We start from the raw sequence: 23,364 nt of genomic DNA, 5'->3' as shown, positions 1-23,364 counted from the left end.
ATCATCCCCCGACCTGGTCTGGAGACATCAGCGGAATACGATAATCTGCGCCATTGATGTTGATATGCAGGAATCCCCCATTGGCAACCGTCGGCACCGTCCCCCCTGTCCCCGTCACCGGAGACGTAATCTGCAACTCCCCGCCACTTGCAGGGAACAGCCCCAGATTTCCGGATCCTCCCGTTCCTTTCTGCACATACAGACCCGCGGCCTGTGTCCCGGCGCCTGCCTGAACCTGAAGCGCATTGGTCGGGCTGGGCATGCTGGCAACCGAGAACAGCGTTTCACCTTCAATATTGCCAAACAGGATCCCGTTATCCGTAAATTCCTGACGCATGCCGTTGGTACGTTCCGTCACTGTAGAGCGGACAAACGCACCGACATTGGCCCCGGCCACGCCGGAAACGGTTTCAGGCGTATGCCATTCCACAGCCTGGTTGCGCGCAAGGGAAACGGCCGAGGCGTATCCGGAATCCTTGCCGTCCGTTCCGGTCAGGGACTGGGCACCAAAGACGATGCCCGCCTGCCATGAATTCGGATTGGAAACGAACACCATACCCGCTGCAGCATCGTAAGTACCCGACGTCTGGCCACCACCCGCACCAAGCTGGATACCGTACACACCACCGCCAACATTCGGCGCATAAGGCGTCGACTGTCCCACCGCGAGGCCACCAAAATTGACAGCCTCAAGCTCCATTCCGAAAGTCGGCTGGTAATCCACTCCGGCCAGACGCCAGGCTTCGCCATAATAGGCATAAGCCGTGGTGGTTGTCGGATTGGACGTGTCATCGGAAATTCCCCATGACGCTACCCCGATGGAGCTCGGCTGAAAGCCCAGCAATGACTTGCCATTTACGGCATCGGAGGTACGAGACCCTGCGACAAACGCACTGTTGCCAAACTGGGCAAGCGACGCACACTGGGCATCCTGCAACGCCCAGGGCCCAATCGACGTTGCCCCCATGGTCTCTGAAAGCCAGTCATCCTGCGACGAACTGGCCCTGTTGCTCAGAGTTGGATTATCCGCCGCCACGCCAACCAGAAGCCGGTCCGCAAACCGTTTTACCTGTGCTCCCTTGTCGGAATAGAACTGACCGCTGGCCGTGACACTGACAGGCGCCTCGATAATCTGGGAGACGGTCGCCGTAACGGTTCGCGTGCCGCTGGAATCAGCCAGAACAATAACTTCTTCCCCCGTCAGGGAGTCGAGTTTAGGATATGTATTAAATACAGCCATAAGAAGTCCTCATCCGCCCAAATATTTCAGAATTCACCCCCTCAACCCTGAGTGACATTGATCTGAATACTTCCAACCATGAGAGCCTGGTTTCCGTTTGCGGGAATATCAGCCTGCCCACCGTTTAACCGGACATTCAGAACAGACGTCACGGTAATGCCCGCACCAGCATAAGCCAGATAGGACAGGCGGCTGTACGGATAACCATCACCCACCGTCATAGACGCAATATCCTTGGAGACAGCCGACTGGATGGCGCTCACAGCCTGCTGAACCGGAACAGACGAAGGCACCACGACATCCATGGACACATTCACCGTCAGATCCTGAGGCGCCTGCACGGCAAAACCGACCCCGAGGGCCCGCACCGAATCAACGGCATCATAGACGCTCGATAACAGCTGGTCCGAAGGAACGCCGCTTCCGTCATTCACCACAGCCGTAAAATACCCGCTCCGCGCATTCCCTGCTGTATCCAGACCATCCCGAAGCGAATAGCTCAGATCTGTCTGGACATTGGCAATAGCATTCCCAACCGCAGCCCTGCTGGCAGAGGCCTTTGCCGCCAGCCACAGCGGAAAACGTGCCCTCAGCTGACTATCCGTTTCCTGATCGGAACCATTAAGGAACGGCGCATTATTCGTCACCGTATCCAGCCCCGCCACAGCCGTCCCCATCAGGCAGATCGCACCGACCGAAACGTTTCCGGACTCCCCCACCACCTGACATGCGACAGGAACCGACAAGGTTGAAACGCCAGCTTCCCGCACATATCCTCCCGCAGAGGCGGACCATGTCGGCAAAGTCTGATCCTGCGTCACCGCAAAGGAGATTCCCCCGACCGTCCTCACGATCACTCCTGGAGGAACAACCGCCGACTGGTCGCTGGCCAGAAAAGAGGCAAACGTCACAATACCTGTCGCTGCCGTACCGGGCAGTCGGCTCATACCGAAATCATAGACAAAACTGTCGCAGTCGGACCCCGTAGACGTCGACAGACGGGTCCGCAACAGCGACTGCAACACCAGATACTGCAACCACAGACCAACACCGCCCACACTTTCCATCAGAGCCCGAGCAGGAGAGCCGATGGAAACGTCCAGCAACTGGGAGCAGGATGCCTGAGCCGTTGTCACCGCAGTGGAAACGGTCGTGGAAAAAGAACGTAGGGAGAGAGACATCGCATCCTCTTGGAGCGGTTTAATATTGTGCCGCTCTCATCATTTCAGTAGGAAAAAGACAGGCTCTGCTGCTGGCCGGACCCGGCATCCACATACGAAACATCACATCTGCAAATGCCCAGCCCTTCATCCGTCACGGTCACAGTCACGACCTGTGAAGGGTCTACGTTGGCATCTTCCTGAACCTGCGCCCGGATGACGGATTCCATGGCTTCCGGAGCAATGACCTGCCCCACCATGAGCGGAAGCCCCACCCCATAGTCGGGCTGCCAGACATAATTTCCCGCAACCGTCAGAAGCCTTCTCAACAGACCCTGCCTCGTGAGTTCCGTACTGGAAACAGTCTGAAGCCCCCCTTCGGACAGAACCAGATCATTCCCGAAAACATGCGAAAGAGCGATCATCCAAGCGGCCCTCCCGTTTTCTGACTTCCTGCCAGATGAATATGCTCATTAAGAGAATGCTGGTTGGTGCGAATATCACCTCCGGAAAGAGTCAGTCCGGCAGATGTCAGCGTCATATCCGTTCCACCAACAGAAAGGCTTATCGTCCCGTCCTTGATAAGGAGAGACGCATTTCCTGCACCCGCCGCAACACCATCCAGACCAATATGCAGCCAGCCCGCACTCGAAGATGACGCCCCCACACTTCCCGACGAAGACAGCGGCGGCAGACCGCACCCGCCTTTGACAAGCAGTTCGCCAGGTTGTGCAACCTTACCCGTCAGCGGAGACACGGGCGCCATGACCACCGTGTCATACACGCTTCCCGTCACCACCAGATGCTCCCCATCCCCTTCAACCGGCTGCAACACAACATGCGTTCCCGGAGAAGACGGACATGCAACCCGCAGATCTCCCGCATGCACGCCGCACGCATCCGGGATCCAGCCTGTTTCTATGTTTTCAGGCTGGATCCGGACTTTTACGGCATGATTGACCGGATCAGCAGCAGACACGATCCCAAACATTGTATGCGCCGTTCTGCCTTGCAGAGCGGCCGCATCAAAACGGGCGTCATTCATGTCTCACCTCCGCGATCCCTTAAAACGACATGCTGCACAAACCCCTTCTCCACAGAAAAGTGGGAAAGAACCTGATCAACCCCCAGAGTTTTTTCGCTGCTTCCCATCGCTACAGTCATGAAATTCCGCGGTGCAATTCCAATAATTCCAGGAATTTTAATTCGGACAGACAACGCATGAGCCGCAATGCGAGCATGTTTGCCCCGTGCCAGCCTCTGCAAGTCTTCCAGCCGACGTCCAGGAACACGAAATGTGTGGATACTGAAATTGCCCGATGGCGCGTCCTGAGAAAAAGAAACACCATCGTAATAAACATGTGTCGTACTTCTTTGCCGGGAATCCCAAGACGCCATATGAACGACCACGCCAGCCAGCAACTGCAAATCGCGCGCAATACCGGTTTCAAGAACCGCATGACGCATATCCGTCACCTGCGCACCCGCATCCGAAGCAGCTCCCAGCGGCTGACAGACAAGAGAGGTTCCATCGGCATAAAGATCGCAAAAAGCGTCCCTTGCAATCGTAAACGCGAGATCCGCCGCAGTCTGAAAACGGTGCTGCCCCATAAGAGCGCCCCGTTTGTGTTCAATCTGCCAGAACTGACCCGCCATCAATGTGGCCTGATCCGAAGGCAAGGTAATCTGCGCCTCAAGCCCCGCCGCCTGCGCCATGATTTCCAGCAGTTCCTGCTGGGTATGGTTGAGCCACGCATTCTGAACACGCAGATCCATCAACGCCGCCAGCGCATCACGACATTCCATCTCCAGAATGGCGTGCTCCGCCACATAGTCGATATGATCAAGGCGCCCCTGAAACAGGGTCGTCCAAGCGGCCGCAATATTCTGGGTATCCCGCATCTGAAGCGTGACCCATTTCCGCGTGGGCTGCTCCCCCTCAAACCAGGGCGTTTCCGCTCCTTGTTTTCTGACAGCCAGACGGAGAGTGGCGACATCGCATGCCTCATACCGGCTGGCATCGATTTCAAACTGCACAAGCGCCAGAACAGGGTCGACCTGACCGTCAAAAAGAACCTGAACCTCCAGGTTTCTGACACTCATTCCAGTGCTCCATCAGGCAGACCAGACACCAGATCAGGCTCAACCGACGGAACCTTCAGAACAACCGTTTCAGAAATTCTTCCCAGATCCGGGTCAGTCATCCCGTTGACCTGCGCAATTCTCCACCACTGCGACGCATCCCCAAGTTCACGCGCCGCCACATGAAACAGGGAAATATCCGCAGCACTGACAATAATATCCTGCATCATTCCCTCATGCGAAAACCGACGGCAAAGCCGTCTCCAGCCCTTGTGCCACCGCAATATTCGCCGCAGACCGGTTCACCAGCCCCCCCGCATCCGCCGCAGCACTCAGAAGCGCTGCATTCTGACCCAGAGTATTCAGCGAAACACTGTTGACCGGCTGGATGGCCTCAACATTCTGTCCCGCCCCGGCAATAATGGACTGCAAACCGCTTCCCGCATTTTGCAACCCTCCCGCAACAGACGCCAGCGCGGAGGGAACGGTCGCGAGATTCATTCCGCTCTGCGCCACGCCATTGACCGTCCCCAGCGCATCAGTGACTTTCGAAGCAAAACCGCCCGCACCAACCAGACTGGCCAGCGGCATCACCTGCCCGACGACCGAAGACACCTGCCCCGCCGCCGTAAAGACGCCTTCGGAGATACCCGAAACGGTCCCGGAAAAACTGTCGAGAGCACTTCCGACGTCATCTCCCAGCAAACCGGACAAGGTCGACAGACTCTGAACGGACGCCGTTTCCTGAGGCCTCTCAAGGACCAGCTTATAGGAACAGACAGCCCCCTTCGCCTGATAGGCATAGGTAAACTGCGCAATCCATACCTGTACGGAGAGGCCCGCCGCCGAGAAAGCAACCTGCGCGCCTGCCATACGCATGCGCTCGACTGCCTGCGCCCGCATCTGCGCATCAGGGCCCAGAAAACGTCCTCTGAGTTCCAGCCGTCCCGGATCATTACCCAGCGCATCCACAACCCGTCCACCACCAGGCAGACGGTGCACAACCAGCATCTGACGGCCACCAACCTGAAGCGTATCCGGAACCTCAATTCCCGTCAGAACCAAGTTTCCCAGTATGACAGGCGACGACGCGCCCAAACGCCCTACAGCGCCAATGGCATTTTCTATGTCAGAAAGGCCAACACCCATCAGGGAATATCTCCTCTGTCAGAAAAACCCGATACTTCGACCGGGATACTGAGGCTGCATGATCTCATCCACCCCCCCGCCGGAACGACGCGCCGCCAGACGGGCCTCACGATGACCCAGCAGAAAATTCCCGCCCCTCACTTCATGTTCCAGACGATCATTCACAACCTCAGTGTCGTGATATGTTCGGGATCCTGAAAAAACATGCTGTGGATGCTGCTCCTGCCCGGTCGTTTCGTACACTCGGTCTTTCGCAAACAGAGCCTTGGGCGGCACAAACAGCGAGTTTCCAGCTCCTCTCGTTGCCCCACGAATAACAGACTGCATATCAGTCCCCGTCCGCCTGACAGGCTTCGGACGGGAGATTTTCTCGAACACTCCCGTCGGTCTTGCCGACGAGGATCCTCCCCCGGCATCAAGGCCAAAAAGTTTTTTAATCGAAACATATTGACCCTGTTTGACACGAGACTGAAACACCTGCCGCGCGGAAACCGAAAGAGCTGATACCCGCTTAGCCCTTCCCTTGTTCCCCACTGAAGCAACAACAGGTCTGACAGAAGAAGAGCGGGGCATCGAAAGCTGAATTTCTTTCCGCCTTAAGGAAAGCGCTCCATACCGCAATCCTGTAGGTTTCCACGTGCCTGGCGCTTCCCGGTTATTGGACACTGCCTGCGTTTCGGAACGCGTGATCCTGATGACAGAGCCCAGATGGCTTCTGGCGCGAAGCGTTTTAACACCACCCTGTTTCCGCAGACGGGGTACAACTGAAACCCACTCTCCCCTCCGCAGCAACCCTCTGGCAGACTGATCGAAAAATGTCCTGACTAAGAGAATATTCCGCCAGATGTCCTCCCGCATCATATTTCTCCCTGATACCGCATAATTTCCCAATCAAAACAATGCCCTTCCCGTTCACCGGTAATGACACACGCAGCCAGACGCCGCGCCCCTGACCACCCTCGCAAAACATCCCACGGCACCCCGTGATCCAGAAGATAAAGCATCTCCTGAAACCCGGAGTGCCGACTCAGTTTTTTGCGACGTCCCGGATATCGTCATCCGCATCACGTTCAAACAGCGGCGTCAGCGCAGCAATCCCAGACTTTCCCACGCGCCGCGCAAGGTCGCGGATTTCGTCCTTGCTCTGTGGCATCTGGACCGGCACACCATCAATGGCCGTCACGGAACAGATCATTTCCGCGTAGCCCAGCCAAGCAGATGCCGAAGCCCCATTGATGGCACTTCCCGCCGCTTCGATCAGATCCAGCATGTCCGCCGGATCAATCTCTCGCAACGTCAGACGGCGCTTATCTGACAGAACAATTTCCTGCGGAAAATCACTCACGAAATCTTCGTCCTTGTAGAAGCAAAGAACTGAACCGTCTGATGGATCATGTGATCCGCCTGCCAGGGATCACTTTTCAGCTGCATGGAAACATTGCTGAACTCCCATGTGCCCGTCGAACCATCCGGATCCGTAACGTACTGGTAAATCGTCCCGCTTCCGACCGTTCCCGCATTCCAGTAGGCAGCTTCCACAGCTGCCACCAGATTATCCAGCGCCGCATTGGCACGGGCGATCTGAAACGCTCCCCGCCAGCCATTCGGAACATTGAATTCCAGCGGAACACCATTCAGCGGATTGGCACGCAGAGCATGCGTTTCCTGAGCCGCACTGAAAGACGTCACATCCCTCAGATCAACCCGCTGACCATTCCACAGAACCGTAATCCGGCAATCCCGGCCAATGCTGTATGGATTTGCCATTTAGCCGACACTCCCCGACGCAGACGATACAGTGACAGACGCGCCGCCCTGCAGATTGACGATGAATTTCTCGTTGATGCCCTGATATCGAACAGCCACATCCGCCTGCACATATCCAAGCGCCGTGCGGGACTGCGGATTGTTGCTCGAATCACAGACCACACTGTAGGGCAGCTCACCATTCTGAACGCCCAGAATACCCTGAGACAGCAGTGACGACAGAAAACCCAGAAGTGTCGAGCGGATATCGCTGAACAGCGTGTCATTAATGACTTCGCCGACATAACCACCCATACCCCCCGCAAGCGAAGACGCAATATAGTTTGTCAAACGTGTGTAGTTGTCGCCATTCATGGTGCTCTTGCTGGACGAATTATGCCCACACCGCACCGCCCAGTAACTTCCGCCCGGCGCCGGATTGCAGATCACGTCAATTCCAGCCGTAAACAGCACCGACAGTTCCGCCATGGAATACGTCGCACTGCTTCCCGTCAGACCGGCCTTCTGGCTTCCCACAACCCCCGACAGCGCCTTGTTCAGACTGGACTGTTCAGGTGAAAGCGCGGCCAGCCTGCCCCCGGCAAACGCCTGCGGGCTCACGAGAATCACGCCATTGCTGTCATCATTCCACCACAGCCAGTCCCCGAACATGAGCTTGACCGACGCCGCATCCAGACCACTCGATGCCTTGACGGCAATCGCGTTCGTCACCGTATCCGCGGCGGGACCCACGGCGATCATATAGACCCCCTCGGACGTTCCGAACGCCGCCTGCGCTGTATAGGATGTACTGTCCGACACACCATGCAGCAGCCCGACGGCACATTCCTGCCCCCGCAGCGCATACATGCCTGTCCGGACCGTGCTGTCCTGCCCCAGGAACTGTGCTGTCGTGGGAACGCCGCCGTCCGTGCCGCCTGAGAGCGTCACGCTCGCAGCCGCAACGGCCGGCACCGTGTCTGGCAGCACAACCTTCACGAGCGCACTCAGATCCTGCGCCACAGCAGCGGCAATCCCGGACCAGTCCGCACCGGCATAGGTCCTTGAACCCAGCTCGGCATGAATCACCGCAAACGCATAGCCGGACCCCGTAGCCGTCACTGCAGCAACAATGCCATTTCCCGCACTTCCGGTGCAGACAGCCTGAACCGTCACCCCGTCAAGCGCACCGGAAGCCGCCACATCCGTCCCATCCGTCACACGGACAACCACGAATGTCGACGCTCCCTGCATCACGGCGATATTGACCGCCAGACCCGCATCCGTCGTCTTGTTCTGCTTGGCGCCGAACGCCGCGACATAATCACTCATGCCCCCGATCGGCAGAGGCATCCCCACCGGTCCCCAGCCAGCGGTTCCCACAATCCCCAGCACCGAAGATGACGCGCCGGCCAGGGCCAGCGTCTGCGGCTGGGCAATCTGCACATAAAGATTTGGCACGGTCAGTGCCGTGGTATTCAGCGTTCCCGCCTGATAGACCAGAGACATCCCTGGATCGCTCTCCAAAATGCAGAAAGCGGGCACCTCCATGAAGGTCACCCGCTTTCCTGATGAAATTTCAGCCTTGTGACTCAGCTTCTGCGTCAGCTGCCGAGCGCAACCACCGTCCCAAAATGGTCGACGCCCAAACCCGGATAGGCCGAAGCTGCAGCCTGCGCCGCAACCACAGCCTGCATGGCATCCAGCGCTGCCGTCACCGTCTGGTTCGCCGCCCCGGGCGCCAGAACTCCGAACGGTGCCGACAGCCCCTCCCCCGCGGACAAGGTGCCAATCCCGCACAGCATTTCGGACGCCCACTGCACCTGCAGGGTGTCGAATACCAGCTCATAGAAATAATCCCGCCGATACAGTGCTTCATTCTGCATCGTGTCGACATCTTCCACGCTCTGGAACCGGAGCTGAGCCTCACACCCGTCCAGAGTAGTGATCCAACTCTGCTCCGCCAGCGCGGTATCCAGAACAGATGCCAGCGTTTCCCGCGCCGTCGTATCCGCCGTCCAGATCGAAACCCGATAGAGCTGCGCCTGCCGCCGCGTCACCCGCACCGACTGACCGTACCCACCGGCATAACCATTCAGAACCCGCCCCGGCACACTGACAACCGCACCATTCGCCACACCGCCAGTCAACGCCGCCGCCAAAGCCGCAGCAACCGTTTCAGGCGTATCCTGTGCCGTCACCGCATAGGCCGCAGACGGCTCTCCTCCCCGCGGCATATCATCCAGCCAGACCGCCACAACTCCCACAGGCGTCGCAGTCCCGGAAAAGACGATCTCAACCGTCGCTCCCGTCACGACAACCCCGACCGTAGGCTCAACCTTCTGCTGGACACGCCAGGGCCGCCCTAGTGGCTCCGCCCATTCCGGCATTTTCCGGGGCGCCATCGTAACGGTTACGAAATCGGTGTCGTTGCGAATATTCTGGGCTGCGAAAAGATCGCTCGGCAAAAGCCATCCCCGCCGCAACACCACCTGCCGCCCCGTTACCGAAACACCTGACGGCACCTGCGGATAAAGAACCTGCGCACAGTTATAGGCGAGCGCCAGCCCGACTTTGGAGGCATCCGTCATTCTTCTCCCCCTCAGACCTGCTGAAACGACATGGTGCACCGGATACCGAACCCGGATATTTCCACCGCATTGACCGTATAAGTCGTCCCCAGATCGGTCGTGACCGTCATATACGGCGTCAGCACAACTCCCGGCAGAAGCGGAAGATACATCACGGACTGACCCGGCCGTGTCGCCCCCGGAACACCACTTCCCGAAGATTCTCCCTTCGCGCGCATGATGATGGCCGCCGGACACTCCGAGACGAGCGTCTGCACCAATCCCGTAACACCACTGACCGAGACCGTGCGGCTGCACACCACACACAGCGGCGGCCGCAGAGGCTCCACAGACGCCACGAAATACGTCCGGCCACTCGCAGCAAGAATATCGCCCACCTGCGTATCATCCCGGCGATCCGTCAGAACATATTCCGTCGGAATCCCCCATCCGATCGGACGCTCGAACGAAAATCCGGCATCCACATCGAAAGCCAGCATGGGCTGCGCATAAAGCACATCCATCGGCGTCAGACCGCCCGAAGGACGATACTGCTCGCCCGAAGCCCCGAGAACTTGGGCCGCCTTGGCATATCCCCTGGAGAGCCGGGCTGCGATCATTGCCTGCTGCACACCGCTCTCCTCAAACCACGATCGCTCGGCCGTCCTGCAGTTCCAGTCCACCCGTCACACCCAGAAACGCACACAGACGACGACGCCACAGCGTAAACAGCATCATCCGATCCTGCACTTCGCGACCATTATGATACCAGCTTGCTGCCCGCGCCGTATCCAGATTGTCCGACGACGCCGTAATCGCCGTCTCCAGCGGATAAAGCTGCGACAGATAAAGCCGGATCTGCTGTAATTCCGCTGCAGACAGATAATTCATCCGCCATTCCAGCGCGCCTTCCACCTGAAAGAAACGCCAGGATTCCTGGTTTCCCTCCCGCGATCCGATCGCGGGATATCCACAGAACCGACGGACATCCATTTTCTCTCCTTCCGAGAGAATATCCGTCGATAAACCAACCGTTCCGGACATGTCATTCCCCCCGCAAGAAAGGCCCCCGCCTCAAAGACAGGGGCCGAAAAAAGATCAGAACGTCAGACCAAGCGCATCCGTACCAAGGCTCTCGATCACAACACCCCGCTTGAGATAGCTGTTCGTCGCCGTCGGAATGACAGTCATGTCCGCCGTCACGTCGGTCGGCAGAGCAAAACCGCCAATCCAGTACCAGGACTGCGCAATGATCTGACGCAGTCGATCCAGCGGCTCACGCGTCACCATCGCCACGCTGTCCACCATCTCGATCAGCGCCCGCTCGGCATCCGGAATGTCGGAATGACCCGTCAGCGCACAGTCGCCCTCGATCAGTGCGCCCTGACCGAGAAGAAGCGCACGATGAATGGAACCCGCTCCAAGCGACGCCTGCTGCGGCGCTTCCGTCGTCGGAATGAACCGCACACCCAGAAGCTCAATCACTTGTCCGGAACGATACTCTTCCGAACCGTAGGCACCACGATACAGATGCTTGAAGTCCGGATCACGGAAGAGTGACAGAAGCTGCAGATCATCCAGATAACAGTGATACGCACCATTGATCATCGGCACGTTGTTACGCCGCAGTGTCGCCACACCGGCCAGAACCTGCTGAATGCCCAGCGTATCTGCCAGACCGTTCGCACTCGCCGTCTGCAACGCCGCAGTCGTCAGACGACCATTCGGACGGATCACCATCGGCGCAGTGGACGCCACAACGGCCTGACCTTCCGTACCATCCGCAACCGACACTGAAGCCGAGAACGTCATCTGCCCCGAAATACCGCCCGGCGCCGTAGATACGTTCGTTCCATCGGCCACAACATTGACTAGCGTATAGACATCGCTGCCGACCGTCACTGTCATGCCGTAGGTCGCACTGAGCGCCGTGACCTGACCATTGACGATCACGGACTGGAAACCACGGATGTCATCAACCGAAATGGTATTTCCAGCGCTCCCGAGCGTCGCCGTCACACGTGTATTGCCGCCCAGATAGCCGCCCACACCATTCTGCGCGCCACCAAACAGCGTATTGCGCGCCAGCCGGTCGAGAGACTGCATCGCCTGCACACCGTTGGTGTTGGCATTGGCCAGAAACTGCGACGCAATCCCCACACCACTGGTTACCATGTTCAGGTCAATCGTATCGCCATACTGGTTGATCGACAGCGTATACTGCTCAACGGCCCAGCCAGAAGGGCTCAGACCATTATCAAAATTGGTATTTCCCGTCGGATTAAGCGGCGTCGTCACAGGCGCCTTGAGGCTCTTGCGGGTTTTCGTCAGCGTCTCACCAATGGCGTTCGGGAACACTTCGCGATCGGCAACCTGGCGGAAACCCAGACGGGATTTCAGGCCATTCTCAAACTCGCGGGCCAGAAAACCCTGCTGGATGGCGGCCTGAAGCTGAACAGGAAAATTATCAATGCTCATGTATTTTTTCCGTAAATGTGTTGTCTGAACCCGGCCTGCCATCAGACCCGGTCAAATATCGTCCCGAAGCTCACTTCTGAGCCAGAAACTGCCATTTGCGCGTTTCGTAATCCGCCTCGCTGACGGCCCGCGCATTGAACGGTTCCATCCCACCCGGACGAGGCGCAGCCTGCCCGACCGTCGTCCCGCTCGAATATCCAGGCCTCAATACCTCACCAAACAGATAGGCCCGTTCCTGACGGGCCTGCTGCAAAGCTTCGGACACACCGACCACCGAGCCGTCTTCGCCCCGCTCGATCCCGTTGAGATCAATCAGCCGTACAACATCATCAGGATTATGTGCACCATTGCGGATCGCTTCTGCCCTGAGCGCCGCCACAATAACCTCCCGGTTACTGTCCTCCCGCATCCGGGCCAGCGCTTCTTCATGATTACGCTGAAGCGTCTCCTGCCGCGTCACAACATCCGTCATTTCCTGACGGACCGCCTCAACTTCGCTCCGCGCTTCATTCAGCGCCTGACGCAGAGCATCCACATCCTCAATGGTGTCATCAGTTCCGGACATCATTCCCCCGTCAACACTCATGCTTGTTCAGAAGCACACCACTGCTCCAGCATTTTCCATTCCGTATTCGGATCAGAATTTCCCGATGCCATTGCAAACATCCGAACCGCAGTCTCGCGGCTCAGAATTCCATTGGAGACCGCCACCACCAGTCCCTGCACCAGAGACAGCAACTCCGGGTCCGTGGACGGAAACCACGCCGGCCACCGCAAACTCATGCGGCAATACGGCAGATCCTTGACCAGTTCGCCCCCAAGCCGCAGCCCGTTTTCCAGCACACAGGAAAAGCGACAGGCCATCCTGTAAATCGACAGCAGCGCACCTTCCCCATAGGAATGCCGCAGACGATCCACCAGCCAGATCAGCGGCTGACACATCATCTCCATGGCCTTGCCGGACTGCGCCCCGCCAACCCGATCACCGTGCGCACGGTTTCCGTGAAGCTGTTCCAACACCACCAGCCGCAGTTCCCGATAATGATCGAGCACCGCACCCGCAGCATTTCCATTGATCTCCAGAAGTTTCGCATCCCCCTCCGGCGGAAGCGTCAGCGCCGAAGCTGCACCGCCCTGATGCGCCACCCCGTCGGAAAAACCACCCGTTTTCAGGACCAGCGTCGGATCGGAGCCATATTTCAACCCCCGCCCCGCCTGAGACAGCAGATAATCCGCTTCGATCACCGTATCGATGGCCCGCTCGAACGTGCACTCGCCTTCAGGATCGCGCCCACAGGGACCACCCAGATTGCGCGTCCACACAATCGGCACAAACCCCAGCCCATGCCGAACGGAGCGGCTCTCATCCCGAACGCCGCCATCCATTCCCACCAGCCAGGGCACGGACACCGCACAGTCGACCGGCGTCCAGACCCGCTGCCACCAGAACTGAGCGCCCAGAAGCTCACCCGCAATCGGATAGCCCTGCGCCGCCAGATCCCGTCCCCGAACCAGAAACCTTTCCTCGACCCGCAACAGTTCCCCCGTCGCATCATCCCAGAACGGCGTCAGATACGCCGTCTCCAGAACAGACAGCTTCGGAACCCCAGCCGACACTTCGAACAGGATCGCAACCGATCCGACAGAACCCAGCCGCGCCGCCTCCATCAGAAGCGACGCCAGTCTGGTCTGCGACGCGAATGTGCTCATGGCATGCGTTACACGCGCATCATCCGTCACCAGCCCGGGCCAGTGCGTATCGCCAAACAGCAGCGAAACCGACTCATCCACAACCGTCCGGCACAGATTGGTCCGGACCGAAGGACGACGACTGGATAACGGAATATATTCGCCCGCTCCCGACTTCTCCATCGAGAACGGATGCGGCAGCGCATCATACTGCGTGCCGTCCAGAACACGCTTGAGCGCCAGCAGCCGCGCCGTCCGCGCGGACGCACCCGCAGGAACAGCATAACGCTGTTGCAGGGACAACCAGTCCATGTGTTCTCCATTGTTTCAGGCCGCTTACCGACCTGAAAAGGTCGGCTCAGCGCGCCAGCGAAAATCCAGACGGACTCCAGCCCGTCATGCCGCCGCTTCCGGCAAGCATCAGTTCACTCAGCCCCCAGACCATCGCATCCGCCCGATCCGGAGATCGTGGCCCGCGATATCCGCTGACCGAGAAGTGACAGAGCTGATCCTCCAGAGCCGTAAACCGGCCATGGTGAACAACCCTGCCAACCTCATAGAGCGCTGCAACCGGCTCTGCGCGTGCCGCCTTCCCCCGCGCCGCCGTCACCAGCTTGACCGAGGCATGCGCCCGCACACTCCGGATCGTGCCCTCTACCAGAGCCCCGCCGAAGTTCCGCTCCGCAACAATGCGTTCAGCACCCCATTCATCAAATGCCCGCAGGGCCCTGGCAGCCCAGCCCGCCGGGCTATCCCTGGCAGACAGATCTTCCAAAACATGCCCCACACCAGCCGCATCAACGCCGCAGACCACAATCCCGATCTCGTCGGACCTGTAATCTTCCGGTCCCGCAGCCCCCGAAGGATCAACAGACACCAGAATACGCCGCATCTGGGCCGCGACATCCGCCCGGCTCTGCGCCGTAATCGCTGTCTCACGGCGGAACATCTCCAGCCGCCACAGCGCACCCTCGACAACGGATTGATATTCACCATACAGAAACCGCCGCTTTTCCCGCTCGGGAAGCGCTTCAAGACTGACGAGATAATCCTCACTCAGATTGTCCCGGTTCGCCTGCGGATTCAGGATCATCGTCGCATACAGCGACCAATCCTCCAGCGGCTCCCCCGACTTGGGCTCGATCCCGCTTTCGAAAAGCGCATAAAGCCAGTGCCCCATGCTCGGTGGGTTGGCATCGATATATTCCTTGACCGCAAGATCCGTCTTCTGTGCCAGACGCGTCAGAAGCATATTCCGCGCGCCATAACTGATCTGACTGGCCTCATTCAGATAAACCGTCGCAAATTCCAGACCCAGAATCTTCTCGGTCCGCTGCTCGTCATCCAGCCCCCCGAAAAAGATCGTCGATCCATTCGGGAACGTCACAACACAATTCTGCCGGTCCAGCTTCCACCCGACCTGCGGAAAACACATCCGCATGACCTTCGGAAACGTATCCCGCAAAACCGACGCCTTCAGCGCCGTCAAACGATGACGAAAAATGCCATGTCGACTTTGCGAGGCCTTCAGCGCCCGTATCACAACGGCCCGAACCAGAACAAAGGTCTTTCCCGACCGCGACCCACCTCTCAGAAGAATATGCCTTGCTGGCCCACCAAGCAGCCGCACCGCCTCACGCTGCGAGTCATTGAGCCTAAAGGGCGCTGTCATCACTGCTGATATTGATCGAGATCGTCCCCGAACGCCCATCAGCCTCCATGCCAGTCCTGAAACGAGACGGACGATGCGCCCGAAGCAGAAACGCCATCAAGCCGTCGCTGTAGCGTTTGCGGACAATGGGATTTCCCGTATCCGGATCACAGACAACACGTCCCGCATACGTAATGGGTTCATCATATCCCTCTACCGCCCTGCGCCGCGCTTCCGCTTCCAGAGCGTCCGCAGCCTCCTCAAGAGCATCCTCCCAGCGGGATGAAAAATCCTTATCCGCCTCTTTCCAGAGATACAGCGTACTCCGCCGGACCTCCGCAACACGTCCGGCTTCCGAAATATTTCCACTCACAGACAGATGCTCGAGAAATCTCTTTTTCCGTTCTTCTGACTGTTCCCGCCGCAAGGAACACTTACCGGATATTTCTTCACCCATCTGCTTCAACCTTTTCCCCAGATCGACCCGAGAGCCGACCATCAGCCCGCTCTCAGCGCAGCCTCCCTGCGGCTCATCATCATGCCCCCCTCCAGCCAGAAAGTCCGGACCGGCTTGGGCCGCGAACGTCCGCTCTGACACGTTCCTTTCCGTGCCTGGGTCTCCACATTGCGCTGCGCCTGCTCCCGCTCGGCCCGCACTGCCACACGCGCAAGGGTCTCCGGCGCAACCTGCCCAATCATCCGGACGGAAAGAACCGGGCGCTGACAGGGAATGGATCTGCACCTCACATCCAGACGTGAAAGACCGGCATCCACCAGCTCATGCCACTCCAGAGCGACATCAGCCCGATGAAGCGGCTCCCCCTCATAAACAAGAGGACACCCCACGATTAAGTCTGATTTTTTTCGAAGGACAATAAATGTCTGGCGACCAGACAACACAACACTACCAGAAGAAATGTCACATTTTTCCATCGATCAGGAAACTTCCAAAATAAAAGCCGATCTCCTTTTAAGAAGATCGGCTTTGAATATTTATGTATAATTCTTCAGTATGCATTCTTTATATCAAAACTGCGCTCAGATAGCAAGCGATAATTTATCGTTAACAGGATTTTTTCCTGTTCTTCTTTTTGGAAATCACATCATAAACATGTGCAAGCTGCTCCAGAAGCAGCGCGCACTGGGCCGAAACCTTCATCCGCGCACGCCCCTCTGACAAAGCAGGATAAAGGTGACGCGCCATGGCCGAAAACGACATCTCGCGCGCCAGAAGCATCTCAAGACGAACATGCGCACAAAGACCAAGCATCTCGCGGATCTGGGTCATCCGCGCAGAACACTGCCCGCGCCCGATCATCCATGTGTGGATGTCACCCCGCTCCCGGACACGACCGTCAGACGATGGATTTTCCATCACCCCAAGAGAGGCAAAAACATATTCGCGATACCAGCGATCCGCAGCCGCCAGTTCCTCATCTCCGATATCGCCCGCATCATACATAGACTGCACCGCATTCACGACCCGGAATATCTTGTCTTCCTCACGGATCTCGGAATGCTGATACCGTTCCGCAGTCGGCTTCACCATGACTTCAGATCCCCCATGACCACCTGCCAAAGGCACTTCCTGCACCATGCCGAACATCAGTTGATCTCCATGCCGGTGTCACGCCCACCCATCGGCTGCAATCCCGGAAAAACTGGCACCAGATCGGTTCCCCACAACGCATTCCAGGTTACAGGATGCCCCGCAGGAAGAGCGTCGATCGTCTCCCTGTCCGTGATCGCTCGCGTCCGCAGCGGCGATGCCCCGGATGTTTTCTGAGCGGAACGACGACGCCCCTTGCGCGCACTTCCACGCTCGGGTAGCCAACCATCAGATGCAAGCATGGCAGCAAGGGAGCTTGCGGATACACGACGCGGTACGGAACCTGATTTGACCTGCCTCATTTCAATAGCCTTCCTCAGTACGAAACTTTGATTAATTTTGGCAAAATGCCACAGCATGTGATAAAAAAAACTTCTTCTGGATTTGGCATAAAGCCATTGCTAAAAAGGCCTCATGGCCAAACACAAGCGCCCTGACTCTCTGACCACACTCCAACGAGCCATCGGAACTCGCATTTCCTGGGCCCGTGAGCTCGTCATGCCCAACCAGAGCGAATGCGCCCGCCTGCTGGGCGTGGATGCTTCCACGCTGAACAAGATCGAACGCGGCGACCGTGCGCCCAGCGTCTTTCTCATCGCGGCGCTCTCGAACCGGCTGCGCGTATCGACCGATTTTCTTCTGAAAGGCGTCCTGAACGGTCGTACCGACGAAGAACTGGCCCTGCGGCTGGCTGCCCTGCACCCAGGACTGGTGCTCCAGCGGCAAGACATGGCTCCGAACACGGACAGAAACACGTCTTCCGACACACCTGATCCGCCCAAGAGACCAGATGAGGAGATCCATTAGTGGCCGTTTCACTGGTTTCCGTACGCATCTAAGTGCCCCCATTCGATACAACACGATCAATTCGCTTCATCGATGGAATGAACAAATCAGAAACATTTCCGGTCATCAGATATTCCAAACTCATGACCGGCTCCCTTCCTTCCTCGTCAGCCACCCCCATGGCGACTGCCGATTAACGATAAATTAATGGCACTTTGCCACTGGGTCAAGAAACAAATGTGGCTTTGAGCCATTATGACAGGTTTTAGCTGCTACCACTTTCTCGCATTGCAGCCATGATCCAGGACAGAAAACACCTTCTCCCTTTCGCGATTTTCTCGCAAAACTGATGGGAAGAGTTTCATATTTCAGCTTTTTTCAAGCGCGGGATTTTCGTGAAAATCGTACCGGTTTTGTATTAATTAACCGATTGCGACGTTCTGTGTCCGCTCTTTAATCGCGGAATTCTCGAAAAGGCCGTAACGATTTTACCGCCTCTAAAGCGCGCCCCATTAACGGGACACCTTTCCTAAATCGCGATGTTTTTCACAGTACTCACCCTCTGCGGAGCGCTACTCGTGAATAACGTCCAGATCCCCAAATCGGGTATATTCGCCTTCGAAATATAACTGGATCATTCCAGTAGGCCCGTGCCGCTGCTTCTCAAGAATCAGCTCAGCCTTGTTATGCACCAACGCCATCTTGCGCTGCCATTCTTCTGTGGCGACCTGAAACTTGTCGTTGCTGTCATAGGCACTGTCTTTGGGCTGACGCTGCTGCAGATAATACTCGTCGCGATAAACGAACATGACCGCATCCGCATCCTGCTCGATGGAGCCCGATTCGCGCAGATCCGACAGCATCGGTCGTTTGTCTTCACGCGATTCGACCTGACGAGACAGCTGGGACAGCGCAATCACCGGAACAGAAAGCTCTTTCGCAATCGCCTTGAGCCCCTGCGTAATCATCGAAATTTCCAGAACACGGCTGTCAGGCTTGGTTCCGATCGCAGGCCGCATCAACTGAAGATAATCCACAACAACAAGGCTCAGTCCCTGCGTCCTAGCCAGACGTCGGCAACGCGTTCGCATGGCGGACAGGGAAATCGCCGGCGTATCGTCAATATAAAGCGGCAGCCTCTGAAGCTCCCGCGCCACACGGACAAACCGGTCGAATTCCTTCTGCCCGATATCGCCACGTCGGATTTTCTCACCCGAGACCTCAGCCTCGCCCGACAGAATACGGGTCGCCAACTGCTCGGACGACATTTCCAACGAGAAAATAGCGACCGACCCCTTGGGCTTTTCCCCACTATCCTCAGCATCCCGCAGAATCGACCGAGCCGCCGAGAACGCAATCTTGGTCGCAAGCGCCGTCTTGCCCATCGCAGGACGCCCTGCAAGAATAATCAGATCGGAAGGATGCAAACCGCCTGTCCGCTTGTCGAAGTCCCGCAAACCCGACGTGAGCCCCACCACATCGCCTGTCCGCTGATAGGCCTTGGTCGCAACTTTGACTGCTTCCGTCAGCGCATTGGTGAACGAAACAAAACCGCCTTCCTGGCCCCGCTCTGTCGCCAGTTTGAACAGCGCTTCTTCGGATGCCGCGATCTGATCCGATCCGTCCAGATCCGGCCGCGCTCCAAAAGCATTGTTCACGACCGTCTCACCGATATCGATCAGCTGCCGCCGCACCCAGGCATCATGGATCACCCGCCCATAATCACCCGCATTAACGATTCCGACCATCGCCGTCAGCAGCTTGGCGAGATACGCAGGCCCACCCGCCGCATCCAGAACGCCCGTATGTTCGAATTCCGCCCGCATGGTCACGGGATCAGCCAACTGCCCCCGCTCGATCCGACGAGCAATCGCTTCATAGATCCGACCATTCAGCGGATCAGAAAAATGAGCTGGCTCCAGAAAGTCCGAAACCCGCTCATACGCCTTGTTGTTCGTCAGGATGGCGCCCAGCAACGCCTGTTCGGCAGCCACGCTGGACGGAGGACTGCGCCTCAGCAGGAGACCCAGATCTCCATCGTTCGAGGAAACATCAGAAGCGGACGGAGAGGAATGCAATTCGATCATGTTCACGCGCCCTTCTAACATCCCGCGCTGTCACCAGAAACGGATTAACTGGCGATCCAGCCATCCTCTGCCAGAACCACACCCGCCAGATAAAGGCTACCACAGATCAGCACCCGGGCCGGAGCACCCCCTTCGGCAACCAGACGCTCCAGCGCCTTTCTGACCGTCGGCCCGGCAATCGCACGTCCGCCAGAAGCTGCAACGATTTCCTCAACTGACATCGCCAGATGCTGCCCCGGCTCTGAAACAGCCTGAACCGACGTCGCCCTTTCAACAATCGGCCTCAGAAAACCCGACGCATCCTTGGTCTGTTTCACCCCCGCGATCACGTGGACAGGCCGATCTTTCCAGCCGTCGAGAACCGTCCCCAGCACCTGCCCGGCATCGGGGTTATGCCCGCCATCCAGGTACAGCTCCCACCCCTCAGGCAGCATTTGGGCCAGCAAGCCGTCCAGCCGCTGCAAGCGTGCAGGCCAGAATGTCCGGGCAATACCCTGATAGGCGGAAGGCGGCAGCTTCAGTCCAGACACACGCAAAGCCGCTACGGCCAGCGCCGCATTCCCGTCCTGATGCTGGCCTTTCAATGCCGGCAAAGGCAGCGAAAGCGTCCCGTCCGCATCCCGGTAATCCAGACCATCCATTCGCTCAGTGACGAAAATATCCTGTCCCACCACCCGAAGCGGCGCATCCAGTTCCTCAGCACGGTGCCGAATGACGTCCAGAGCATCCGGCGCCTGAGCGGCCGAAACAACCGGAACTCCGGCCTTGATGATTCCAGCCTTTTCCCCGGCAATCGCCGCGACAGTGCCACCCAGAAACGCTTCATGATCCAGACTGACCGGCGTAATCACACAGACAGCAGGCTTCGGCACGACATTGGTCGCATCCAACCGCCCCCCAAGCCCGACTTCCAGAACCACCAGATCCGCAGGCACCTGCGAAAACAGCAGAAACCCCGCGGCCGTCAGAACCTCGAAAACCGTAATCGAAGCGCCTGCATTGACCTGCTCGACTTCCTCGAGCGCGGCAACCAGCACATCCTCATCCACCAACCGTCCGGCCAGCCGGAACCGCTCGGTCAGGCTCACCAGATGTGGACTGCTCATGACATGCACCCGCAACCCGGCTGCTTCGGCAATCGCCCGCAGATTGGCGCATGTACTGCCCTTGCCATTCGTACCCGCCACATGAATGACAGGCGGCAGATGACGCTCGGGATGGCCCAGCTTCGCCAGAAGCACCTCAAGCCGTCCCAGCGAGAGGTCAATCAGCGCCGGATAAAGCTCCTGCAAGCGCGCAAGCACGGCACCCGACCGCCCCTGATATTCGCCGGACAGCCGAACAGGCGCCCCACGCTCCGCAGTCATCAGATCGCCGAGTCAGAAACGGTTTTCTGGCGCGTCATAATGCCCAGAATCCGCCCCAGCAGTTCCGGAAGCTCGGACCGCTTGGCTACGATATCGACCATCCCATGCTCGCGCAGATACTCCGACCTCTGAAAGCCTTCCGGCAGTTTCTCACGGACGGTATCCTGAATGACGCGCGGCCCCGCAAACGCGATCAGCGCGTTAGGCTCGGCAATATGCACATCCCCCAGCATCGCAAAGGATGCCGAGACACCGCCCGTCGTCGGATTCGTAAAGACGACAACATAGGGCAGACCCGCTTCCTGAAGCATCTGCACACCGATCGTCGTCCGGGGCATCTGCATCAGACTGACAACGCCTTCCTGCATCCGCGCCCCACCCGAAGCCGTGTAGACCACCAGAGGCGCTTTCTGCAGAACAGCCAGACGACAGGCCGCCACAAATGCCTCACCCAGCGCAGCCCCCATGGTCCCAAGCAGGAACTCCGGCGCCATGACCGCAACCACGGCCTTCTGCCCCTTGATCAGACCATGCGCAACCACAAGCGCTTCATCGAGATGGGATTTGTTCCGCGCATCCTTCAGACGGTCCGTATAACGCTTGGAATCCTTGAACCCCAGCGGATCGACCGGCATCTTCGGCAACTCGATGGTGGTGTATTCTCCGCCGTCAAACGTCCAGCCCAGACGCTCCTTCGCCGTCGCACGCATATGATGGCCGCAATGCGGACAGACCTTCTCGGAACGCTCCAGCTCCTTGGTGAGCATCATCTGCCCGCAGGATTCACAGTTGGTCCACAGATTGTCCGGCACATCCCGCTGAAGCAGGCCACGCAGCTTGGGTCGGACGTAGTCGGTCATCCAGCTCATGTCGTCTCATTACTTTCTGCCCGCCTTCAGAACAAAGGACGGAGTAGGGGGTAAAGCCCGGCGAAGGGCCACATTCTCTGGGCGCGTTTTAACGCCAGGCCATCGATTATGCCAGCCCATCCATCAGCTGCCGCACCTTATCTCTCCCGCCGACCATACAAAACATGTCATCCTCCCTGATACGAACCACGATATGACGCGTTGTGTCCCAAAACCGGCAGGCCCTCCAACACCGACCAGCCACTACAGACCCTGTTAACAGACCACGCTTCCAAACGGAGAAACCCATGTCCGACAGTTTCAAAACCCTTCGGTTTACCAATCCCCAGGGCCTCAAGCCCGGCTGGTTCATTGGCTTCGGCGCTTTCCTGATCGTCCTAGGCATTCTGGCCGCCCTCGATACCATCGCCACAACCCTCGCCAGCATGGTGATCCTTGGTGCCCTGATGATCGTCGGCGGCGTCGCACAGATCATGCAGAGCTTCGCGCATCGCGGCCTTCCCGTCCCGAACCAGTGGCTGTCCGGGCTGATCGGCGGCCTTTACATCCTCGGCGGTATCCTCCTGATCGAGGAACCCGCAACCGGCTCGATCTTCATCACAGCCATTCTCGCAGGCTGCCTGATCTTTGCAGGCCTCGCCCGGACCTTCTGGGCAGGAGGCCATCGCAACAACAGAAGCTGGATCATGCTCGCCTTCAGCGGCCTCATTACACTGCTCGTCGGCATCCTGCTCTACATGACGCTGCCCTGGTCCGGCCTCTGGCTGATCGGCATGTTCATCGCTGTGGAACTGCTGATGGCAGGCTTCTCAACCGCCCTGTTCGGACTGTCCCTGCGTAACAACACCTGATCAGACCTTTGCCGGCAGGCCCTGCCTGCC

General features: G+C 58.1%; 27 protein-coding genes. 2 read left to right on the top strand and 25 right to left on the bottom strand.

What is annotated here, in order from left to right; translation table 11 throughout:
• Position 1 precedes the first annotated feature (1 nt).
• The 22 genes from GAL01_RS10300 to GAL01_RS10195 form a co-directional block, all read right to left on the bottom strand.
• Positions 2 to 1,240 (bottom strand): hypothetical protein, encoded by a 1,239-nt coding sequence (locus tag GAL01_RS10300; RefSeq protein ID WP_062030664.1) that lies wholly within the window; start codon positions 1,238 to 1,240, stop codon positions 2 to 4.
• Positions 1,241 to 1,281: 41 nt separating this feature from the next.
• Positions 1,282 to 2,421: a baseplate J/gp47 family protein gene (locus GAL01_RS10295; protein ID WP_062030662.1), complete on the bottom strand. Its 1,140-nt coding sequence runs from the start codon at positions 2,419 to 2,421 to the stop codon at positions 1,282 to 1,284.
• 44 nt (positions 2,422 to 2,465) lie between these two features.
• Positions 2,466 to 2,825: a GPW/gp25 family protein gene (locus GAL01_RS10290; protein ID WP_062030660.1), complete on the bottom strand. Its 360-nt coding sequence runs from the start codon at positions 2,823 to 2,825 to the stop codon at positions 2,466 to 2,468.
• Positions 2,822 to 3,445, bottom strand: a complete 624-nt coding sequence (locus GAL01_RS10285; protein WP_062030658.1) for a baseplate assembly protein — start codon at positions 3,443 to 3,445, stop codon at positions 2,822 to 2,824. Before GAL01_RS10285 ends, GAL01_RS10290 begins: the two co-directional genes overlap by 4 nt.
• Positions 3,442 to 4,503: a hypothetical protein gene (locus GAL01_RS10280; RefSeq protein WP_062030656.1), complete on the bottom strand. Its 1,062-nt coding sequence runs from the start codon at positions 4,501 to 4,503 to the stop codon at positions 3,442 to 3,444. Before GAL01_RS10280 ends, GAL01_RS10285 begins: the two co-directional genes overlap by 4 nt.
• Positions 4,500 to 4,712 (bottom strand): hypothetical protein, encoded by a 213-nt coding sequence (locus tag GAL01_RS10275; protein ID WP_174694478.1) that lies wholly within the window; start codon positions 4,710 to 4,712, stop codon positions 4,500 to 4,502. The genes GAL01_RS10280 and GAL01_RS10275 overlap by 4 nt, the downstream gene beginning before the upstream one ends.
• Positions 4,713 to 4,716: 4 nt before the next feature.
• Positions 4,717 to 5,631: a hypothetical protein gene (locus GAL01_RS10270; RefSeq protein WP_062030652.1), complete on the bottom strand. Its 915-nt coding sequence runs from the start codon at positions 5,629 to 5,631 to the stop codon at positions 4,717 to 4,719.
• Between the two features lie 18 nt (positions 5,632 to 5,649).
• The gene (locus GAL01_RS10265) at positions 5,650 to 5,958 is read right to left on the bottom strand and encodes a hypothetical protein (RefSeq protein WP_145995620.1); all 309 of its coding nucleotides are present in this window, start codon (positions 5,956 to 5,958) and stop codon (positions 5,650 to 5,652) included.
• A gap of 700 nt (positions 5,959 to 6,658) precedes the next feature.
• Positions 6,659 to 6,976, bottom strand: a complete 318-nt coding sequence (locus GAL01_RS10260) for a hypothetical protein (RefSeq protein WP_062030648.1) — start codon at positions 6,974 to 6,976, stop codon at positions 6,659 to 6,661.
• Positions 6,973 to 7,398: a hypothetical protein gene (locus tag GAL01_RS10255; protein WP_062030646.1), complete on the bottom strand. Its 426-nt coding sequence runs from the start codon at positions 7,396 to 7,398 to the stop codon at positions 6,973 to 6,975. Before GAL01_RS10255 ends, GAL01_RS10260 begins: the two co-directional genes overlap by 4 nt.
• On the bottom strand, positions 7,399 to 8,886 hold the full coding sequence (locus GAL01_RS10250) for a phage tail sheath protein (RefSeq protein ID WP_062030770.1): 1,488 nt from the start codon (positions 8,884 to 8,886) through the stop codon (positions 7,399 to 7,401).
• 95 nt (positions 8,887 to 8,981) lie between these two features.
• A complete protein-coding gene (locus tag GAL01_RS10245) occupies positions 8,982 to 9,968 on the bottom strand; it encodes a hypothetical protein (RefSeq protein WP_062030644.1) in 987 nt (328 codons plus the stop codon).
• Between the two features lie 11 nt (positions 9,969 to 9,979).
• Positions 9,980 to 10,579, bottom strand: coding sequence for a hypothetical protein (locus GAL01_RS10240; protein ID WP_174694477.1), 600 nt, complete (start codon positions 10,577 to 10,579; stop codon positions 9,980 to 9,982).
• Between the two features lie 10 nt (positions 10,580 to 10,589).
• The gene (locus tag GAL01_RS10235; protein ID WP_062030642.1) at positions 10,590 to 10,991 is read right to left on the bottom strand and encodes a hypothetical protein; all 402 of its coding nucleotides are present in this window, start codon (positions 10,989 to 10,991) and stop codon (positions 10,590 to 10,592) included.
• 54 nt (positions 10,992 to 11,045) lie between these two features.
• Positions 11,046 to 12,425 (bottom strand): hypothetical protein, encoded by a 1,380-nt coding sequence (locus GAL01_RS10230; protein ID WP_062030640.1) that lies wholly within the window; start codon positions 12,423 to 12,425, stop codon positions 11,046 to 11,048.
• A 70-nt stretch (positions 12,426 to 12,495) separates the two neighbouring features.
• The gene (locus GAL01_RS10225; RefSeq protein WP_231865369.1) at positions 12,496 to 13,011 is read right to left on the bottom strand and encodes a phage scaffolding protein; all 516 of its coding nucleotides are present in this window, start codon (positions 13,009 to 13,011) and stop codon (positions 12,496 to 12,498) included.
• Complete coding sequence (locus GAL01_RS10220; protein WP_062030638.1) at positions 13,008 to 14,426, bottom strand: phage portal protein; 1,419 nt, start codon at positions 14,424 to 14,426, stop codon at positions 13,008 to 13,010. The genes GAL01_RS10225 and GAL01_RS10220 overlap by 4 nt, the downstream gene beginning before the upstream one ends.
• Before the next feature lie 46 nt (positions 14,427 to 14,472).
• Positions 14,473 to 15,786, bottom strand: coding sequence for a phage terminase large subunit (locus tag GAL01_RS10215; RefSeq protein ID WP_062030636.1), 1,314 nt, complete (start codon positions 15,784 to 15,786; stop codon positions 14,473 to 14,475).
• The gene (locus GAL01_RS10210) at positions 15,770 to 16,138 is read right to left on the bottom strand and encodes a hypothetical protein (RefSeq protein WP_231865368.1); all 369 of its coding nucleotides are present in this window, start codon (positions 16,136 to 16,138) and stop codon (positions 15,770 to 15,772) included. The genes GAL01_RS10215 and GAL01_RS10210 overlap by 17 nt, the downstream gene beginning before the upstream one ends.
• Positions 16,139 to 16,263: 125 nt before the next feature.
• Positions 16,264 to 16,611, bottom strand: a complete 348-nt coding sequence (locus tag GAL01_RS10205; RefSeq protein WP_145995619.1) for a hypothetical protein — start codon at positions 16,609 to 16,611, stop codon at positions 16,264 to 16,266.
• A gap of 217 nt (positions 16,612 to 16,828) precedes the next feature.
• Positions 16,829 to 17,371 (bottom strand): hypothetical protein, encoded by a 543-nt coding sequence (locus tag GAL01_RS10200; RefSeq protein ID WP_062030632.1) that lies wholly within the window; start codon positions 17,369 to 17,371, stop codon positions 16,829 to 16,831.
• A complete protein-coding gene (locus GAL01_RS10195) occupies positions 17,371 to 17,676 on the bottom strand; it encodes a hypothetical protein (RefSeq protein ID WP_062030630.1) in 306 nt (101 codons plus the stop codon). The genes GAL01_RS10200 and GAL01_RS10195 overlap by 1 nt, the downstream gene beginning before the upstream one ends.
• Positions 17,677 to 17,872: 196 nt before the next feature.
• Between GAL01_RS10195 and GAL01_RS10190 the strand changes: the two genes are divergently transcribed.
• Positions 17,873 to 18,181, top strand: a complete 309-nt coding sequence (locus tag GAL01_RS10190; protein WP_231865367.1) for a helix-turn-helix domain-containing protein — start codon at positions 17,873 to 17,875, stop codon at positions 18,179 to 18,181.
• Positions 18,182 to 18,732: 551 nt separating this feature from the next.
• On the opposite strand, the gene GAL01_RS10185 is transcribed toward GAL01_RS10190, so the two are convergent.
• Genes GAL01_RS10185 through accD form a run of 3 tightly spaced genes read right to left on the bottom strand, consistent with a single transcriptional unit; the run spans position 18,733 to position 22,483 of the window.
• Complete coding sequence (locus tag GAL01_RS10185) at positions 18,733 to 20,247, bottom strand: replicative DNA helicase (RefSeq protein WP_077804001.1); 1,515 nt, start codon at positions 20,245 to 20,247, stop codon at positions 18,733 to 18,735.
• 44 nt (positions 20,248 to 20,291) lie between these two features.
• Positions 20,292 to 21,614 (bottom strand): bifunctional folylpolyglutamate synthase/dihydrofolate synthase, encoded by a 1,323-nt coding sequence (locus tag GAL01_RS10180; RefSeq protein WP_062028166.1) that lies wholly within the window; start codon positions 21,612 to 21,614, stop codon positions 20,292 to 20,294.
• Positions 21,614 to 22,483: an acetyl-CoA carboxylase, carboxyltransferase subunit beta gene (gene accD / locus GAL01_RS10175; protein ID WP_062028164.1), complete on the bottom strand. Its 870-nt coding sequence runs from the start codon at positions 22,481 to 22,483 to the stop codon at positions 21,614 to 21,616. The genes GAL01_RS10180 and accD overlap by 1 nt, the downstream gene beginning before the upstream one ends.
• 287 nt (positions 22,484 to 22,770) lie before the next feature.
• Here accD and GAL01_RS10170 point away from each other — a divergent pair, with 287 nt between their 5' ends.
• Entirely contained in the window at positions 22,771 to 23,334 is a 564-nt protein-coding gene (locus GAL01_RS10170) for an HdeD family acid-resistance protein (protein WP_062028162.1), read from the top strand.
• Positions 23,335 to 23,364 lie beyond the last annotated feature (30 nt).

Source organism: Gluconobacter albidus (assembly GCF_002723915.1).
GTDB classification, from domain to species: domain Bacteria; phylum Pseudomonadota; class Alphaproteobacteria; order Acetobacterales; family Acetobacteraceae; genus Gluconobacter; species Gluconobacter albidus.
Note: the sequence above shows the minus strand (reverse complement) of the source record. Positions and strands in the feature narration are given on the sequence as shown.

What these genes read in the sequence shown, in the direction of transcription:
- GAL01_RS10300 (WP_062030664.1), bottom strand. Translation starts at nt 1,240, where the DNA reads ATGGCTGTATTTAATACATATCCTAAACTCGACTCCCTGACGGGGGAA.
- GAL01_RS10295 (WP_062030662.1), bottom strand. Translation starts at nt 2,421, where the DNA reads ATGTCTCTCTCCCTACGTTCTTTTTCCACGACCGTTTCCACTGCGGTG.
- GAL01_RS10290 (WP_062030660.1), bottom strand. Translation starts at nt 2,825, where the DNA reads ATGATCGCTCTTTCGCATGTTTTCGGGAATGATCTGGTTCTGTCCGAA.
- GAL01_RS10285 (WP_062030658.1), bottom strand. Translation starts at nt 3,445, where the DNA reads ATGAATGACGCCCGTTTTGATGCGGCCGCTCTGCAAGGCAGAACGGCG.
- GAL01_RS10280 (WP_062030656.1), bottom strand. Translation starts at nt 4,503, where the DNA reads ATGAGTGTCAGAAACCTGGAGGTTCAGGTTCTTTTTGACGGTCAGGTC.
- GAL01_RS10275 (WP_174694478.1), bottom strand. Translation starts at nt 4,712, where the DNA reads ATGATGCAGGATATTATTGTCAGTGCTGCGGATATTTCCCTGTTTCAT.
- GAL01_RS10270 (WP_062030652.1), bottom strand. Translation starts at nt 5,631, where the DNA reads ATGGGTGTTGGCCTTTCTGACATAGAAAATGCCATTGGCGCTGTAGGG.
- GAL01_RS10265 (WP_145995620.1), bottom strand. Translation starts at nt 5,958, where the DNA reads ATGCAGTCTGTTATTCGTGGGGCAACGAGAGGAGCTGGAAACTCGCTG.
- GAL01_RS10255 (WP_062030646.1), bottom strand. Translation starts at nt 7,398, where the DNA reads ATGGCAAATCCATACAGCATTGGCCGGGATTGCCGGATTACGGTTCTG.
- GAL01_RS10250 (WP_062030770.1), bottom strand. Translation starts at nt 8,886, where the DNA reads ATGTCTCTGGTCTATCAGGCGGGAACGCTGAATACCACGGCACTGACC.
- GAL01_RS10245 (WP_062030644.1), bottom strand. Translation starts at nt 9,968, where the DNA reads ATGACGGATGCCTCCAAAGTCGGGCTGGCGCTCGCCTATAACTGTGCG.
- GAL01_RS10235 (WP_062030642.1), bottom strand. Translation starts at nt 10,991, where the DNA reads ATGTCCGGAACGGTTGGTTTATCGACGGATATTCTCTCGGAAGGAGAG.
- GAL01_RS10230 (WP_062030640.1), bottom strand. Translation starts at nt 12,425, where the DNA reads ATGAGCATTGATAATTTTCCTGTTCAGCTTCAGGCCGCCATCCAGCAG.
- GAL01_RS10225 (WP_231865369.1), bottom strand. Translation starts at nt 13,011, where the DNA reads ATGAGTGTTGACGGGGGAATGATGTCCGGAACTGATGACACCATTGAG.
- GAL01_RS10220 (WP_062030638.1), bottom strand. Translation starts at nt 14,426, where the DNA reads ATGGACTGGTTGTCCCTGCAACAGCGTTATGCTGTTCCTGCGGGTGCG.
- GAL01_RS10215 (WP_062030636.1), bottom strand. Translation starts at nt 15,786, where the DNA reads ATGACAGCGCCCTTTAGGCTCAATGACTCGCAGCGTGAGGCGGTGCGG.
- GAL01_RS10200 (WP_062030632.1), bottom strand. Translation starts at nt 17,371, where the DNA reads ATGTTCGGCATGGTGCAGGAAGTGCCTTTGGCAGGTGGTCATGGGGGA.
- GAL01_RS10195 (WP_062030630.1), bottom strand. Translation starts at nt 17,676, where the DNA reads ATGAGGCAGGTCAAATCAGGTTCCGTACCGCGTCGTGTATCCGCAAGC.
- GAL01_RS10190 (WP_231865367.1), top strand. Translation starts at nt 17,873, where the DNA reads ATGCCCAACCAGAGCGAATGCGCCCGCCTGCTGGGCGTGGATGCTTCC.
- GAL01_RS10185 (WP_077804001.1), bottom strand. Translation starts at nt 20,247, where the DNA reads ATGATCGAATTGCATTCCTCTCCGTCCGCTTCTGATGTTTCCTCGAAC.
- GAL01_RS10180 (WP_062028166.1), bottom strand. Translation starts at nt 21,614, where the DNA reads ATGACTGCGGAGCGTGGGGCGCCTGTTCGGCTGTCCGGCGAATATCAG.
- accD (WP_062028164.1), bottom strand. Translation starts at nt 22,483, where the DNA reads ATGAGCTGGATGACCGACTACGTCCGACCCAAGCTGCGTGGCCTGCTT.
- GAL01_RS10170 (WP_062028162.1), top strand. Translation starts at nt 22,771, where the DNA reads ATGTCCGACAGTTTCAAAACCCTTCGGTTTACCAATCCCCAGGGCCTC.